The 15776-nt window shown below is 62.1% G+C and carries 14 protein-coding genes and 1 tRNA gene; 2 read left to right on the forward strand and 13 right to left on the reverse strand.

What is annotated here, in order from left to right; all coding sequences use genetic code 11:
* Position 1: 1 nt before the first annotated feature.
* The 7 genes from NDI72_RS18190 to fumC all read right to left on the reverse strand — a co-directional run bounded on the left by NDI72_RS18190 (position 2) and on the right by fumC (position 7163).
* Positions 2-952 (reverse strand): site-specific integrase, encoded by a 951-nt coding sequence (locus NDI72_RS18190; RefSeq protein WP_283801301.1) that lies wholly within the window; start codon positions 950-952, stop codon positions 2-4.
* Positions 953-1029: 77 nt separating this feature from the next.
* A tRNA-Arg gene (locus NDI72_RS18195) sits at positions 1030-1106 on the reverse strand.
* A gap of 139 nt (positions 1107-1245) precedes the next feature.
* Positions 1246-2700: a sensor histidine kinase gene (locus NDI72_RS18200; RefSeq protein WP_113154272.1), complete on the reverse strand. Its 1455-nt coding sequence runs from the start codon at positions 2698-2700 to the stop codon at positions 1246-1248.
* A gap of 60 nt (positions 2701-2760) precedes the next feature.
* Entirely contained in the window at positions 2761-4185 is a 1425-nt protein-coding gene (locus NDI72_RS18205; protein WP_283801302.1) for a dihydrolipoyl dehydrogenase family protein, read from the reverse strand.
* Positions 4186-4214: 29 nt separating this feature from the next.
* Complete coding sequence (locus NDI72_RS18210) at positions 4215-4976, reverse strand: TVP38/TMEM64 family protein (protein ID WP_283801303.1); 762 nt, start codon at positions 4974-4976, stop codon at positions 4215-4217.
* 211 nt (positions 4977-5187) lie between these two features.
* A complete protein-coding gene (locus NDI72_RS18215) occupies positions 5188-5571 on the reverse strand; it encodes a DoxX family protein (RefSeq protein ID WP_113154275.1) in 384 nt (127 codons plus the stop codon).
* Between the two features lie 200 nt (positions 5572-5771).
* Complete coding sequence (fumC, locus tag NDI72_RS18220) at positions 5772-7163, reverse strand: class II fumarate hydratase (protein WP_113156183.1); 1392 nt, start codon at positions 7161-7163, stop codon at positions 5772-5774.
* Positions 7164-7475: 312 nt separating this feature from the next.
* Here fumC and NDI72_RS18225 point away from each other — a divergent pair, with 312 nt between their 5' ends.
* A complete protein-coding gene (locus NDI72_RS18225) occupies positions 7476-8519 on the forward strand; it encodes a calcium:cation antiporter (RefSeq protein ID WP_222473814.1) in 1044 nt (347 codons plus the stop codon).
* A gap of 83 nt (positions 8520-8602) precedes the next feature.
* Here the strand turns inward: NDI72_RS18225 and groL are convergent, their stop codons facing one another.
* The 3 genes from groL to NDI72_RS18240 all read right to left on the reverse strand — a co-directional run bounded on the left by groL (position 8603) and on the right by NDI72_RS18240 (position 11457).
* The gene (groL, locus tag NDI72_RS18230; protein ID WP_206544678.1) at positions 8603-10249 is read right to left on the reverse strand and encodes a chaperonin GroEL; all 1647 of its coding nucleotides are present in this window, start codon (positions 10247-10249) and stop codon (positions 8603-8605) included.
* Positions 10250-10310: 61 nt separating this feature from the next.
* Positions 10311-10607 carry a co-chaperone GroES gene (groES, locus tag NDI72_RS18235; protein WP_113154278.1) on the reverse strand — a complete coding sequence of 99 codons (297 nt, stop codon included), beginning with the start codon at positions 10605-10607 and terminating at the stop codon, positions 10311-10313.
* 211 nt (positions 10608-10818) lie between these two features.
* Positions 10819-11457, reverse strand: coding sequence for a DNA-3-methyladenine glycosylase I (locus NDI72_RS18240; protein WP_206544679.1), 639 nt, complete (start codon positions 11455-11457; stop codon positions 10819-10821).
* Positions 11458-11721: 264 nt separating this feature from the next.
* On the opposite strand from NDI72_RS18240, the gene NDI72_RS18245 reads away from it, so the two are divergent.
* A complete protein-coding gene (locus NDI72_RS18245; protein WP_113154280.1) occupies positions 11722-12531 on the forward strand; it encodes a L,D-transpeptidase in 810 nt (269 codons plus the stop codon).
* Positions 12532-12641: 110 nt separating this feature from the next.
* Here NDI72_RS18245 and glcF read toward each other — a convergent pair whose 3' ends face one another.
* The 3 genes from glcF to glcE all read right to left on the reverse strand — a co-directional run bounded on the left by glcF (position 12642) and on the right by glcE (position 15759).
* Positions 12642-13982 (reverse strand): glycolate oxidase subunit GlcF, encoded by a 1341-nt coding sequence (gene glcF / locus NDI72_RS18250; RefSeq protein WP_283801306.1) that lies wholly within the window; start codon positions 13980-13982, stop codon positions 12642-12644.
* Between the two features lie 144 nt (positions 13983-14126).
* Entirely contained in the window at positions 14127-14507 is a 381-nt protein-coding gene (locus tag NDI72_RS18255) for a DUF4870 family protein (RefSeq protein ID WP_113154282.1), read from the reverse strand.
* Positions 14508-14550: 43 nt separating this feature from the next.
* The gene (gene glcE, locus NDI72_RS18260; RefSeq protein ID WP_283801307.1) at positions 14551-15759 is read right to left on the reverse strand and encodes a glycolate oxidase subunit GlcE; all 1209 of its coding nucleotides are present in this window, start codon (positions 15757-15759) and stop codon (positions 14551-14553) included.
* Between the last annotated feature and the right edge of the window lie 17 nt (positions 15760-15776).

Below are 15776 nucleotides of genomic sequence, written 5' to 3' on the forward strand. Positions count from 1 at the left end.
CTTAGCAAAGCTGCAGAACTGTCCGAAAAAGTGGGACCACTTCAATGAGCGCCACTTCGGGTAGAGAAAGACCAACTTCAAAGAAGCGCGAGATAGCTTCGTGCCGGAAGTCGTGGAAACGCAGGTCGCGCACGCCAGCCTTATGCCTAAGACGTTGCCACGCCAGCTTGAACGCGTTCGCTGAAACGGGAAAGACCAGCTCAGTTCTTCTATGCCCGTCTCGCCTATCCTGCAGGATTTCCACTGCGGCTTGTGTCAGTGGAATGACCCGGGAGTGTCCATTTTTCGTCAGGGGTATGTTCAGCGTGCGTTGATGCCAATCAATGTCGATCCAACGCACCCGAAGAATCTCTCCACGACGCATTCCCGTGGCTAGCGCAAAACGGATGATTGCGACTATGAGCGGGTTTCGCAAGCTTTGTGCGGTAGTTAGAAGGCAGTGCAGTTCGGCGTCAGAAATGCGACGAGCGCGCGGTCTTGCCGGAGGCGGCTTCCGCACATCAGCAGTTGGATTTGCTGGAAGTGACAACTGCCATTCTCTGCGTGCGGTTTCGAACACCTGACTGAGGAGGACAATATCCTGTCTGACAGTCTCGCCAGAAACGCTATTCAACCGATCATCGCGATACTCAGCAATGGCACTTGGGCCCACCAGATCGGCACGCATGCTCGCAATGGGGTGCCGTTGAAGCTTTCGAATACGGTAGGACTCAACAGATGCTCCACGCTTTCTCGGAGTTACTTCACGTAGATAGCGATCTAATAATTCATGGAGAAATGGGAAGACGACATGATCAGGCACCGTCTCCGGCGCACTTTCGAGTTCTAACTCGATCTTCCGTGTCCAGGCCAATGCCTCACGTTTGGTCGCGAACGTTTTCGATTTAGCTCTGTTGCCCTTCCGGCGGACCTGAGCTTGCCACTTTCCATTTCTCTTTCGTATGGACGCCAACGTTGCCTCACTGTGACGCCATTGTGACGGCAATATCAACAGTCAGGACGAAAGTGCTGCTAAGTCATTGAAAATAATGGCGCGCCCGAAAGGATTCGAACCTCTGACCCCCAGATTCGTAGTCTGGTGCTCTATCCAGCTGAGCTACGGGCGCGTGCCGCCTTGGCGACTGTCGAAGCAGTGTTCGCTGCCGCCGACCGCGGTTAACTAGCGAGTGCGGCGTAGAATTGCAAGCGCTATCGAAGGAATTTTCTGGATATCTGCACAGCTTGTCCAATTAGCGTCATTTAAGGTCAGCCCAGACGCGGCTGATCGGGGATGCTGATCGCGAAAACCGTATGTCCGCCAGTACTTTCCACAAGCTCCAGCGCGCCGCCATGCGCCCGAACCAATTCCTGTGCAATTGCCAGGCCAAGCCCGGTTCCCCCGCTTTTTGCGGAGCCGCGGAAGGGCGCAAACAGGTTTTCGCGTGCTTTTTGCGGCAGGCCGGGGCCGGTGTCGGTCACATGGATTCGCGCCGTGTGGTCCTCCCGGTCGGCAGCGACCGTCAGGCGCTTGATGACGGATGGTTCGCTGTCGCCCGCCATCGCCTGAATGGCGTTGCGGCAAAGATTCGCCAGCACGCGGAAGAGATGTTCCGAATCGGCGTTGATCTCGAAATCCTCCGGCACCGCATTCACAAATTCGATTCGGTCATCGGTTTCGAGCGGCAGCACGCTCTGCACTTCGTCCACCAGCGCATGCAGCCGCAGACGGCGGCGGGTCGGCGGGGCTTCCTGCGTGCGGCCATAGTTGAGAACGCCTTCCGTGTAGATCACGGCGCGGTCGAGCGTGCGCAGCAGGCGCGGCGTCAGCATCTTCACCGCCGGATCGTCCACCGTGCTCAGCCTGTCAGACATCAGATGGGCCGAGGCCAGCATGTTGCGCATGTCGTGGTTGATCTTGGAGACGGCCAGTCCCAGATCGGCAAGCCGCTTCTGTTCGCCCAGCGTTTTTTGAAGCGCCGACTGCATGCGCGCCAGCTCGCGTTCTGCAACGCCGATCTCGTCGCCGCGTTCTTCCGGCGAGATGACGCGACGCGGATCGTCCGGCGTTGCGGCGAAGGAGAGCATGGACTGCGTCATCGCGCGGATCGGGCGGATCATGATCCGGTTGATGGCGTAGAAGACCAGTGTGGCCGTGAAGAGCGAGATGATCAGCGATAGAAACGCCACATTGCGCGCATAGGTGAGCATGGCGTCGCGCAAGCCCGCATCGGGTATCAGGATCTCGAAGATTTTGCCCGTGTCGCCCACGGTTCCGTAGATGCGGAATACACGGTCGCCGCCGAAGAAAAGTGTCGAGAAGGTCTGTGCGATGGCGGCCGTCGGCGTGATGGCGTCAAGGTCGATATGTTCGTCCACCATGGGCGGCATGTCGGTCACGACGAGAATGCGGGAGACATCCGCATCACGCACGGCGATGGCTTTCACGCCGGTGGCCATCAACAGCTCGTCGCGGATGGGCGGGGCGAGTTTTTCGTCTTCGCCTTCCATCAGGATGATGCTCACGGAGGCCGCGTTCTCGAGCCGCTGCATCATCCACTGCATGCCGAAATTGGCGACCGAAGGGATGAAGATCAGCACTTCGGCGATCATCACGAAAAGGATGGTGAGAACCAGAAGCTTGGTGGAGAGGCCGCGCGTCAGCGGCACCGTGTCGGTCTCGCGCGGCTTTTCGCCGGTATCGCCCGCCATTTTCTCTGCCATCGCTCAGCGTCTCTCCGGGCCGGATGCGGCTTTGTTGGTCGTGGGCGCTCTCAAGGCTGATCAGCCGAACCGACGCAGAAACCGCACCAGAGCGCGCACCAGAGGCTTGCGTGTCGTCTCTGTGAAATACGTGATCGCCGCGCGTTTGCCAATCTCGGTCATGGTCGGGTAGGGGGCGATATAGCCCGCTACATCGCGCACGCCGAGCTTTTGCGAGATGGCGAGCGCCCAGAAACTGATCATCTCGCTCGCATTGGCCCCGGCAATCGACGCGCCGAGAATGCGGCCCTTGCGGTCGGTGACAAGCTTGATCAGGCCTTCGGTCTTGCGCTCCGTCTGGGCGCGGTCATTTTCCGAATAGGGCCAGCGCAGAATGCTGATCCTGCGGTGGTGCTTGCGCGCTTCCTCTTCGCTCAGTCCCACATGGGCGATCTCGGGGTCCGTATAGGTCGCCCAGGGGATGATGGTCCGGTTCTCGCGCGCATTGAGGCGAAACAGCAGGGCGCGCACCACCAGACCCGCATGATAGCCGGCCACATGGGTGAACTGCAGCCCGCCCGCCACATCGCCAATGGCGTAGACCCGGCGGTTCTTCGTGCGCAGCTTGTCGGAAACCGTGATGCCGCGCCGGTCATGCGTGATGCCGGCCCTGTCGAGGTCGAGCGCCTCGATGTTGGGCGTGCGTCCGGCGGCGATCAGCAGGTGTGAGCCATCAACGGTGCGCGCGCCATCGGCGTCTTCGATGTGAACGCGCACGCCCGTGCGGCCGCGCTTGCTCACCTGCGTGACCTTGGTGTGTTCCAGCACGGTCACGCCTTCTTCGCGTATCCTGGCGAGCGCGAAGGCCGTGAGCTCCGGGTCGTCCTTGCCGAGGGCGGAAAGCGCTTCCACCACCGTCACCTTGCAGCCCAGACGCCTGTGCGCCTGCGCCAGCTCCATGCCGATGGGGCCGCCGCCAATGATGATCAGGTGGGATGGTTTGCGGGTTTGCGAGAAGATCGTTTCATTGGTGAGGAAGGGCACATCCTCCAGACCGGGGATTGGCGGGACGAGCGGCGACGAGCCCGTCGCGATCACGAAGCGCCGGGCGCGGATCTCGTAATCGCCGGCGGTGACCGTGCGGGCGTCCTTGAAGCGCGCCTCTTCCTGGATCACCTGAACGCCGAGCGCGGTGAAGCGCTCGACGGAATCGTTTGGCGCAATGGCGGCGATGGTCGCCTCCACATGCTGCATCACCTGACGGAAATTCACCTCCGCCTCGGCCGGCGCGATGCCAAAGGCCGCGCCATTGCCCATCAGATGGGCCTGTTTTCCCGCGGCGATCAGCGCCTTGGAGGGCACGCAGCCATAGTTGAGACAGTCGCCGCCCATCTTGCCGCGCTCGATCAGCACGACCGGCACGCCGAAGGCGGCAGCGGCTGCTGCAACGCTCAGGCCACCGGAGCCGGCGCCAATGACGCAGATATCGGGAGTGAGGAGGGTCATTCGGGCAGTCTCTTGCTTGTTCAGGGCAGTCAGGCGTCGGGCGAGCGGCGCAGTTTCTTCACCACGACCGGGATCGCGGCGACCAGCGCCAGTGCGCCAAAGGCGAGGGTGAGCTGCGGCGTTACCAGATCGCCGGGCGTCACTTCCCGCCCGGCTTCAGCTGCGGCGACCAGAACGCTGTCCAGTCCGTGGCCCAGATAGGCATAGGCGAAGGTGCCCGGCAGAATGCCCAGAAACGTTGCCGTTGCATAGGTGCGCAACGAGACGTTGAACAATGCAGGCGCGATATTCACCACCCAGAAGGGAAAAATCGGCGCGAGCCGCAGCACCAGAAGATAATTGAAGGCGTCGTCCTCAAACCCCCTTGCCATGCGCGAGACGCGCCCGCCGATCTTTTGCGCGAGAACGCCGGAGAGCGCGCCGCGCGCGGCGAGGAACACGGCGGACGCGCCAATCGTGGCGGCAACCGCAACCAGCGCCCCGCCCAGAAGCCAGCCGAAGAGAAAACCCGCAAAGAGGGTCAGAATGGACGCGGCGGGAAAGGAGAAGGCGACGGCAAGCGCATAGAGAACGGCAAAGCCGAGCGGGGCCAGAACCGGGTTCTGCGCCACGAAACCGCGCAGAACGTCACGGCTCTCCGAAAGGAAGGTGAGCGAGAGATATTCGTGCAGTCCCAGCGCGTAGCCGGCCAGAAGACCGCCGGCCACGACAAACAGCGGAGCCAGGCGCTTCAGCAGGGAGCGCTTTGGTTTCTCGTTCCTGTCATTCGCTGTCGTCTGCATCACCGTCATCTTTCGATCTCCGCGGGGCTTACGCATTTTGTGCGGCGTATGGCCGTACATGCGTGTTGAGACCGGTCTGTGCAACGCAAGATACACAGTCTCACTGCCTTTTGAGATGATCTCGCGCCGGTCTCACCGAACCGTGAAGAGACCGGGATAACGGCAAAAACAAAAGAGCCCGCTCGAAAGCGGGCTCCCTGAGATGCGGATTGTAGCCGGTTCAGGCCCTGGCGCGTTCCAGCGACAGAGCGCCGGAGCCGAAAGCGGTCAGAAGAAGCAGGCCACCGGCCATGGAGAGGTTCTTCATGAACATGATGGTCTGCATCTGGTCGGAGAAGTCGAAATGCGCGACCAGACCGGAAGCAATGGAGAAGACCGCCAGAAGGAGGGCGGCGATGCGGGCCTGAAAGCCGACCAGAATGGCGAGGCCGCCAACGAGTTCGAGAAGGGCGACGAGCCAGGCGGTGACGACGGGCAGCGGCAGGCCGACCGCGCCGAAATAACCGGCGGTGCCGCCGATATCGGTGATCTTGCCGAAGCCGGACATGATGAAGATGACCGAAATCAGGATACGGCCGATGAGGATGATTGCGTTCTGGGACATTGCTGGGGTTCCATGTTTTTCAAACGATGCGTTGACGCTGATATACGCGACGCGATTGTGTAGAAAAACTGCCCCAGTGGTGACGCTGTGTTCTCAAAACAGACGACAATGAGAGCGAACGCCGTGATCTCATTGCGGATCACCGGCCCGAAAATGCTTTGTTTTCAGGCCGGTGAGAGAGCTTAAGCGATCGGCGGCGATCAGGCCGGCGCGATCATCAGTTCCGGGCGCACGAGACGCTCATAGTCGTCCTCGGAAACGAGGCCGCTCTTGAGCGCTTCCTCGCGCAGCGTGGTGCCGTGCTTGTGGGCCGACTTGGCGATTGCCGCCGCATTGTCATAACCGATGGCCGGAGCCAGCGCGGTGACCAGCATGAGCGAACGCTGCATCAGGTCGTCAATGCGGGTCTCGTCGGCCTCGATGCCCTTCACGCAATTGTCTGCGAAGGACTGCATGGCGTCGGTGAGAATGCGGATCGACTGCAGAACGGCATTGGCCACGACCGGCTTGAACACGTTGAGCTCGAAATGGCCCTGGCTTGCGGCGATGCTGACGGTGGTCTGGTTGCCCATCACCTGCGTCGCAACCATGGTCAGCGCCTCGGCCTGCGTCGGGTTCACCTTGCCGGGCATGATGGAGGAGCCGGGCTCGTTTTCCGGCAGCTTCAGTTCGCCAAGGCCCGAACGCGGGCCGGAGCCCAGGAAGCGGATGTCGTTGGCGATCTTGAAGAGATCGGCTGCCAGCGCGTTCAGCATGCCGTGGAAAGCGTTCAGCGCGCCATGGCTTGCCAGCGCCTCGAACTTGTTCCCGGCGGTGCGGAAGGGCAGGCCGGTGATCTTGGCGACCTTCTCGGCAAACGCCTTGTCGAAGCCGACGGGCGCGTTGAGGCCGGTGCCGACGGCAGTGCCGCCCTGCGCCAGCGCGTAGACGTCGGCGAGGCTCTCCTCGATCCGGCGCGCGCCGTATTTCAGCGCCGCCACATAGCCCGAGAACTCCTGGCCCAGCGTCAGCGGGGTGGCGTCCTGGGTGTGGGTGCGGCCGATCTTGACGATACCGTCAAAGGCCTTGGCCTTCTCATCGAGCGCTTCGGTCAGATACTGCAGCGCCGGCAGAAGCTTCTCCGCTGCCTCACGGCCCGCCGCAATGTGCATGGCGGTGGGGAAGGTGTCGTTGGAAGACTGACCCATATTGACGTGATCATTGGGGTGGACAGGCTTCTTGGAGCCCATCTCGCCGCCCAGGATCTCGATGGCGCGGTTGGAGATCACCTCATTGGTGTTCATGTTGGACTGGGTGCCGGAACCGGTCTGCCAGACGGACAGCGGAAAATGATCATCGAGCTTGCCCTCGACCACTTCGCGGGCTGCCTGAACCATGGCTTCGCCCAGCTTGGGGTCGAGCTTGCCGTTTTCGATGTTGGCTTCGGCGGCTGCCTGCTTGACGATGCCGAGCGCATGCACGAGCGGCACCGGCATTTTCTCGGTGCCGATCTTGAAGTTGCCCAGCGACCGCTGCGTCTGCGCGCCCCAATAGCGGTCGGCGGCGACCTCAAGCGGGCCGAATGTATCTGTCTCGGTACGGGTCTTGGACATGCGATCGTGCTCCATTGTCAATTCGCGCGTCGGGAAGGGGGCAGCGGTGCTGATCCGGCTCTGCCCGAAAAGTGCTGCCGTTTAATGGCGCGGGCGAGGGGATTTGGCAATGGGCTGGCGGTCAGGCCGTGCGCTATCGACCGCCATTTTGACAAACTGTCCATTGCTCTTCTTTCCGGCGATGAATTATCACGCGCCATAAGGTCTCGCCCGGCGAGGCGGAATTTCGTTTTGTTTCATAATGAGTTGCTTGGGGACGACGTTTTGAAAGACCAGCATCATTCCCGGTTCTGGCGAACCGCCGGACCTCCCGTGGCTGCCGCCCTTCTGGCGGCTGCGGCACATTTTCACCTGATCGGCGAGAGCGGCTTTTACTTCATCCTTCCGGCAGCCGTTCTGCTGATCGCGACCGTTTTCTCATCCGTCCATTTCGCAGAGATCCTGTCGCTGCGTCTCGGTCAGCCCTTCGGCTCCGTCGTTCTGGCCGTGGCAGTGACCGTCATCGAGGCGTCGCTCATCATTTCGATGATGCTTTCGCCCTCGGAGGGTGACAGCACGGTGGCGCGCGACACGGTGTTCGCCACGGTGATAACCGTGCTCAACGGCGTGGTGGGGCTGTGCCTGCTCATCGGCGGGCTGCGCCATCACGAGCAGTCCTTCCAGAGCCAGGGCGCGGTTGCCGCGTTCAGCGTCGTTGGCACGCTGGCCACGCTGACGCTGATCCTGCCCGATTTCACGCTGGCGGTGAAGGGGCCGTATTACTCGACCGTGCAGCTCGCCTTCGTCACGGTCGTCTCTCTGGTGCTTTACGGCGTCTTCCTGTTCGTGCAGACGGTCCGGCACCGGGGCGACTTTGTCGACATTGCCGTGGTGGACGAGGTGATGCACAGCCGTCCCACGGGGCGGCAGACAGCCGCCGCCGGCATCATGCTCGCGCTTTCCCTGCTGATGGTGATCGTGCTTGCAGAGGCGCTGGCGCACCCGCTGGAGCAGGGCGTGCGGGGGCTCGGTCTGGCAGAGGCGTTTGTCGGCCTGATCATCGCCGTTCTGGTGCTGCTGCCCGAAGGGGTGACGGCGCTGCGCGCGGCAGCCTCAAACCGTCTTCAGACCAGTCTCAATGTCGCCACCGGTTCGGCCATCGCCAGTGTGGGCCTGTCGATCCCCACCATCGCCGTCATGTCGATGTTTCTGGGCAAGCCGATCACGCTGGGGCTTGAGCCCGAGCACATCGTGCTTCTGGTTCTGACGCTCTTCGTCGGAACACTGACGCTCGCCACGGGCCGCACGACGATCATGCAGGGGGCGGTGCATCTGGTGATCTTCGCCTGTTTCGTGCTTTTGGCGGCGGTGCCCTGAGCACACCCCAAAAAGACTGTCCCAAACAAAGAAGGGCGCCCCGAAAGGAGCGCCCTCTTTTATCGTAGCGATGTGCGACTGGCTTAGAAGCCCATGCCGCCCATACCGCCCATGCCGCCCATGTCGCCGCCGGGCATTGCCGGAGCGTCCTTCTTGGGCAGCTCGGCAACCATGGCCTCGGTGGTGACGAGCAGGCCGGCAACCGAAGCGGCGTCCTGCAGCGCGGTGCGGACAACCTTCATCGGGTCGACGATGCCCATGGCGATCATGTCGCCATACTCACCGGTCTGGGCGTTGTAGCCGAAGGTAACACCCTCGTTCTCGAGGATCTTGCCGGCAACGATGGAGGACTCGGCGCCTGCGTTGGCAGCAATCTGGCGAACCGGAGCCTGAACGGCGCGGCGCACGATGTTGATGCCAGCGTCCTGGTCCGGGTTGTCACCCTTCGCCTTGATCTGAGCGGATGCACGCAGAAGCGCGGTGCCGCCACCGGGGACGATGCCTTCCTCGACTGCAGCGCGGGTCGCGTTGAGCGCGTCGTCGACGCGGTCCTTGCGCTCCTTCACCTCGACCTCGGTCGAGCCGCCGACGCGGATCACGGCAACGCCGCCTGCGAGCTTCGCAAGGCGTTCCTGCAGCTTCTCGCGGTCGTAATCGGAAGAGGTCTCTTCGATCTGTGCCTTGATCTGGGCAACGCGGCCTTCGATCTCAGCCTTCTGACCTGCACCGTCAACGATGGTCGTGTTCTCCTTGGAGATCGCAACCTTCTTCGCGCGGCCGAGCATGTCGAGCGTGACGTTCTCAAGCTTGATGCCGAGGTCTTCGGAGATGACCTGGCCGCCGGTGAGGATCGCGATGTCCTCGAGCATGGCCTTGCGGCGGTCGCCGAAGCCCGGAGCCTTCACAGCAGCGATCTTCAGGCCGCCGCGCAGCTTGTTGACGACGAGCGTGGCCAGAGCCTCGCCTTCCACGTCTTCAGCAATGATGATGAGCGGCTTGGACGACTGAACGACCGATTCCAGAACCGGCAGCATGGCCTGCAGGTTGGAGAGCTTCTTCTCGTGGAGCAGGATGTATGCATCCTCGAGCTCGGCAATCATCTTCTCCGGGTTCGTAACGAAGTACGGGGAGAGGTAGCCGCGGTCGAACTGCATGCCCTCGACCACTTCAAGCTCGGTCTCGGCGGTCTTGGCTTCTTCGACGGTGATGACACCCTCGTTGCCGACCTTCTGCATGGCCTCGGCGATCATCTCGCCGATCTCTGCTTCACCGTTTGCGGAGATGGTGCCGACCTGGGCAACTTCACCGGAGGTGTTGATCTTCTTCGTGGAGGAAGAGAGGTACTCGACGACTTCGGCAACGGCCTTGTCGATACCGCGCTTCAGGTCCATCGGGTTCATGCCGGCGGCAACTGCCTTGGCGCCTTCCTGAACGATTGCCTGAGCGAGAACCGTAGCGGTCGTCGTGCCGTCACCAGCGATGTCGTTGGTCTTGGAAGCGACTTCGCGCACCATCTGTGCGCCCATGTTCTCGAACTTGTCCTCAAGCTCGATTTCCTTGGCAACCGTCACGCCGTCCTTGGTGATGCGCGGTGCGCCGAAGGACTTGTCGATGACAACGTTGCGGCCTTTCGGGCCGAGGGTCACCTTCACAGCGTCGGCGAGGATGTTCACGCCCTTGAGCATGCGCTCACGCGCGTCGCGGGCGAACTTTACTTCTTTTGCAGCCATATTTCTCTAGCTCCTGAGCTTCTGGAGAAACTCTGTTACCGTTTCGATCTGGTGGCGTGGGTTAGCCGATGATGCCCATGATGTCGGATTCCTTCATGATCAGGAGATCCTCGCCATTGAGCTTCACTTCGGTGCCGGACCACTTGCCGAACAGGACGCGGTCGCCTGCCTTGACGTCCAGCGCGACCAGCTTGCCAGCCTCGTCACGCGCACCGGAACCGACAGCGACGATCTCGCCTTCCTGCGGCTTTTCCTTGGCGGTGTCCGGGATGATGATGCCACCTGCGGTCTTTTCTTCAGACTCTACCCGGCGGACGACCACACGGTCATGAAGCGGGCGAAAGTTCGTGTTGGCCATGTTCTCTGAACCCTTGATTCGGATGATGAATTAGGCTTTTCCTCCGTCCGGCGGGTGCCGGACACGTCATCAGCACTCCCTCTTGGAGAGTGCTAACGCGGCTTTGAGATAGTAAGCGCCTGCTGGTGAGTCAAGATTTTCGATCGGGCTGAGCGACACAATTTTTGCGCTCGCCCGTCTTTATCGGAGGCTGGCAGGCAGGGATCGCGCTTCAGACGGGCCTGCGGAAGGCCTGCCGCTCCTTTTCCACCTCTGCGCGGCAGGCGCAGCCCTCTATGTGATCGTTGACGAGCCCCATCGCCTGCATGAAGGCGTAGACCGTGGTCGGGCCGACAAAGGACCAGCCTCTTTTCTTGAGATCTTTGGAAATCCGCGTCGAGATCTCGGTCTTGGGATTGGCGATGAGCGTCTTGTAGTCGACGAGGTCGGGGCGTTCATCCGGCTGCGGCTCAAAGCTCCAGAAATAACGGGCGAGCGAACCTTCCTTCTCGCACACTTCAATGGCGCGCTGCGCATTGTTGATGGTGGAGCGGATCTTGCCGCCGTGGCGCACAATGCCGGCATTGCCCAGAAGCCGTTCCACATCCTTTTCCGTAAAGCGGGCAACGCGCTCGAAGTCGAACCCGTCGAAGGCTTCACGAAAATTCTCGCGTTTGCGCAGGATGGTCAGCCAGGACAGGCCGGACTGGAAACCTTCGAGGCAGATCTTTTCGAACAGGCGGTGGTCGTTGCTCACGGGACGACCCCATTCGCGGTCGTGATACTCCAGATAGTCGGGCAGTTCGCCTGGCCAGAAGCAGCGGGTCTTGCCGTCGGCGCTCTGGATCAATCCCGTCTTCTCTTCGCTCATCTGCCTCGAAATCCTTTGGTTAATGTGAAATCAGCCCGGTTTAACGCAAAGTTCACCAGCATTCTGAACGTGCCGGTAACCACGCCAAATGGTTTTCACGAAACATGGCATTTTACGGACCTGGATTCACCATTCGGTTGCTGCTTGGAGTCAGCATCCTGACACGAACAAGCGCCTAGGTTGTGCTTGCTCATCGCCGCCACCCGTTTCCTGCAAACGATGTGGATACGTTAGTCAAAGACGAATGGTAGAGAGAAACTTGTCATGAAGTCGATGATGTCTGCGGCAGGCATTGCTGTCGCGCTGCTGTTTTCCTGGGGGGCGCATGCCCAGGACCGTTATGTGGAGCCGCCGCCGGTTCTCGTCAGTCCTGATCTTTCCGCGCCCTGGGTCATGCAGTTGCGTCGCGCACCTGTTCAGACCGCCCAGCGCTCACATCAGGCACAGGAGTATCGGACCTATCAGCGTGCGCGCAACACGCCGCGCCGCTCCAATGCCCGCCGCGATTATCAGGCGAACCGGCAGCGTGTCGTCGTGCCCGCGCCCAGCGTACAGGCGGCTCCCGGGCAGCAGGTCGCCTACACGCCGCGGGCCAGCGAGCGCGCCTGGCGCATGAGCGATCCGAAATGGCTGCCCCAGATCGTCGACTATCGCACCAGTCAGGCGCCGGGCACGATCGTGGTCGATACCAAGCAGCGCTTTCTCTATCTCGTCATGAAGGGCGGGAAGGCGAAGCGCTATGGCGTCGGCGTGGGCAAGGAAGGCTTTGGCTGGACGGGAACGGAAACCGTTTCCCAGAAGCGTCAGTGGCCGGACTGGCGGCCGCCTGCCGAAATGATCGCCCGTGAGCGGGCGAAGGGGCGCATCCTGCCAGCGCATATGAAGGGCGGACCGGCCAACCCGCTGGGCGCGCGCGCGCTCTATCTCGGATCGACGCTTTACCGCATTCACGGCACCAACGCGCCGTGGACCATCGGCCGCGCCGTTTCATCCGGCTGCATCCGCATGCGCAATGAGGATGTGATCGAGCTTTACGAGAGCATTCCGGTCGGCGCCAAAGTGGTGGTTATCTGACCGGCAGAGCATCGGATTGCTCCGATGCTCCTCAGGAATGGGGGACGCCTGGCAAGGGGACTGCCGGGCTCATGGAGAAGGGCGGTGCTTGGGGGAGCATCGCCCTTTTCTCATTCAGCGGCAGTCATTGCCCCTGTCTCTGCTGCTGGCGCGCTGACATCGCGAATGCCGGCCGGTTTCGGGCCGCCATAGGCCCAGTCCAGAAGCTCCACCGTATGCGCGATGGGCGTGTCGGTGCCGGAGCCGATCTGGGTCATGCAGCCGATATTGCCGGTGGCGATCACGGACGCGCCGGTGGCCTCGATGTTCGAGACCTTGCGGTCACGCAGTTTCGCGGCGATCTCCGGCTGGAGAATGTTGTAGGTGCCCGCCGAACCGCAGCACAGATGCCCCTCGCGCGGCTCGTGCACCACAAAGCCGGCATTGCGCAGGAGTTCGCGCGGCTGGCGGGTAATTTTTTGCCCGTGCTGCATGGAGCAGGCGGAATGATAGGCGACCGTGATGCCGGGCGCGATCATCGGCTCCGGCAGGTCGAGCGTTGCAAGATATTCGGTGATGTCCATGGCAAGTGCGGCCACGCGGGCTGCCTTGTCAGCATAGTCCGGATCAAGCCGCAGCATGTGGCCGTAATCCTTGACGGTGGTGCCGCAGCCGGACGCGGTGATGACGATCGCATCAAGCCCGCCGCCTTCGATCTCGCGCATCCATGCGTCGACATTGCGCCGCGCCGCTTCAAGCGCCGCGTCTTCCTTGCCCATATGGTGCACCAGCGCGCCGCAGCAGCCTTCGCCTTCGGGGTTCTGCACCGTCTCGACGCCGAGGCGTGCGAGCAGCCGGGCCGTTGCCGCATTGATGCCCGGATCAAGCACGGATTGCGCGCAGCCGGTCAGAAGTGCGATGCGGCCACGCTTCTCTCCCGAGACGGTCACGTGCTCGTCTTTTGCCTGCGGCAGGCTTCCCGGAGCCAGATCGAGCATGGCCGCGACAGGCTTCATGCCCGGAAGCCTGCGAAAGAGGCCCGCAAAGGGACGCCCGACGCGGGCGAGCTTCAGCGCCGCGCGGAAGCGTGCGGGATAGGGCAGGATCTGCGCCAGAAGGGAGCGGGTCAGCCGGTCGAGCAAAGGCCGGCGATAGGTCTTTTCGATATGCGTCCGGGCGTGATCCACCAGATGCATGTAGTTCACGCCCGAAGGGCAGGTGGTCATGCATGCAAGGCACGAAAGGCAGCGGTCGACATGGGTGACGATCTCTTTGTCGGCCGCCCGGCCATTTTCCAGCATGTCCTTGATCAGGTAGATGCGCCCGCGCGGACTGTCGAGCTCGTTGCCGAGCGTGACATAGGTCGGGCAGGTGGCCGTGCAGAAGCCGCAATGCACGCATTTGCGCAGAATCGATTCCGCCTCCGCGACATGCGGATCGGAAAGCTGCTCAGGGGTGAAATTGGTCTGCACGGCGCGCCTTCTGGAGCATCGGACCGAAAAGTGGAAACCGGTTTTCGGCTATTCCGATGCTCTCTCCATGGTTGGGATCGTCCTTTAAGCGTCCGGATGGACGCCTGGCGATCTAGTATGCGTCCGGATGGACGCAGGGGCGATCTAGATCAGCCAGCTTTGCGGGTTCTTGATCGGTTCGTTGCGGCCCACCGCCTGCAGGCCGATGACGCAGCGCACCACGGCCCAGATTGCGACCGCGATCATCAGCAGGAAGCCGATGCCGATCACCATCAGCAGCGCGGAAACGAAGCCGAAGAGCAGGCCGATCCAGAAGGTGCGGATGGCCCAGGTGTAGTGGGTTTCCACCCAGCCGGTTGCCTTGCCGCGGTTCAGATAGGCAAGCACGATGCCCACCAGGGTGGAGATGCCGATCACGAAGCCGACAAGATAGAGAATGTAGATGACCTGCACATTGGTTGGCCCCGGCTCGAGCCAGCCATCTGATTTGCGGCCTTCATTCTGTTGTGGTTGCATATCGCTCATGTTTTTCGCCCTCGTTGCGTTTCGGCGGCAATCTATCACGGGTTCAGGTGAAATCCATGCGACCGGGGTTGAGGATTTTCTGAGGATCGAACTGTTCTTTCAGGCGCGCTGAAAGGGCGGCAAGCGGGGCCGGCTGAGGCTCGAAAACCGGCGTCGCAGCGCGTATCGCAAGCGGCGCGCGCACCAGCGTTGCATGGCCCCCACCCAGATGAGCGATCATCTTGCGCAGGATCTCCGCTTCGGGGTCGGCTTCCATGCGCATCCAGATCAGGCCGCCCTGCCAGTCATAATAGACATTAGCGCCGGCAGCGCGCCGGAAGGCGTCCACCAACTCGTGGCCGCGCGACGGCGTGACCGAAACGCGCCAGACCGGGGCCGGCGAGCCGTCGGCAAAGGGATGGCCGTCGCGGATTTCGCGCCACAGCCTGCGCGAAGCAGCTTCATCGAGCGTCTCGGCGCTTCCATGGTTGCCCAGAAGCCGCGACAGAAGGTCGATGCGATAGGCAACCGAAGGGCCGAACCCTTCCACCCGCAGCACGGTCTGCCCGCCTCCGGAAAACCCGCCATCAATGAAGCGGCCCACCACGCCTTCTGGCAGATGGGCAGCGCCCGAAACCTCGGCGCTCGACCCCATGGCGATGGCCATGGCCTGCGTCGCCGCCGCATCGTCCAGCCCGGCGATGCAGAAGGTCGTTTCCGTTTCGGCAGCCGGCAGAACTTTCATGGTGATGTCGGTTGCCACCGCCAGCGTGCCCCAGGAGCCGGCGAGCCCCTTGGAGAGGTCGTAGCCGGTCACGTTCTTCACCACGCGCCCGCCCGATTTGAAGCCCTCGCCACGGCCCGAAACCGCATGAACGCCAAGCACGTGGTCGCGCGCGGCGCCCGCCTTGAGGCGGCGCGGACCGGCAAGATTGGCCGCAAGCAGTCCGCCCAGCGTGCCGCGCCCCCGCTCCCCGCCAAAAAGCGGACCGTAATCCATGGGCTCGAAGGCGAGTTCCTGATTGTGCTCGCGAAGCAGCGCCTCGATCTCGGCAACGGGCGTGCCCGCACGGGCCGAAAGCACCAGCTCTTCCGGCTCGTAAAGCGTCACGCCCGTCAGCTTTGACAGGTCGAGCGTGTGCGCGGTCTGCACCGGCTGGCCGATGCCGCGTTTCGATCCATGGCCGACCACCTCAAGCGGCGCTTCTTCCGAAACGGCCCAGCGCACCGTCTCCAGAACCTCTTCGGCAGTGTTGGGCAGAAAAACGGTCACGGCGACACACTCCCGAA

Source organism: Nitratireductor sp. GZWM139, assembly GCF_030068685.1.
In the GTDB taxonomy this organism is placed as follows: domain Bacteria; phylum Pseudomonadota; class Alphaproteobacteria; order Rhizobiales; family Rhizobiaceae; genus Nitratireductor; species Nitratireductor aquimarinus.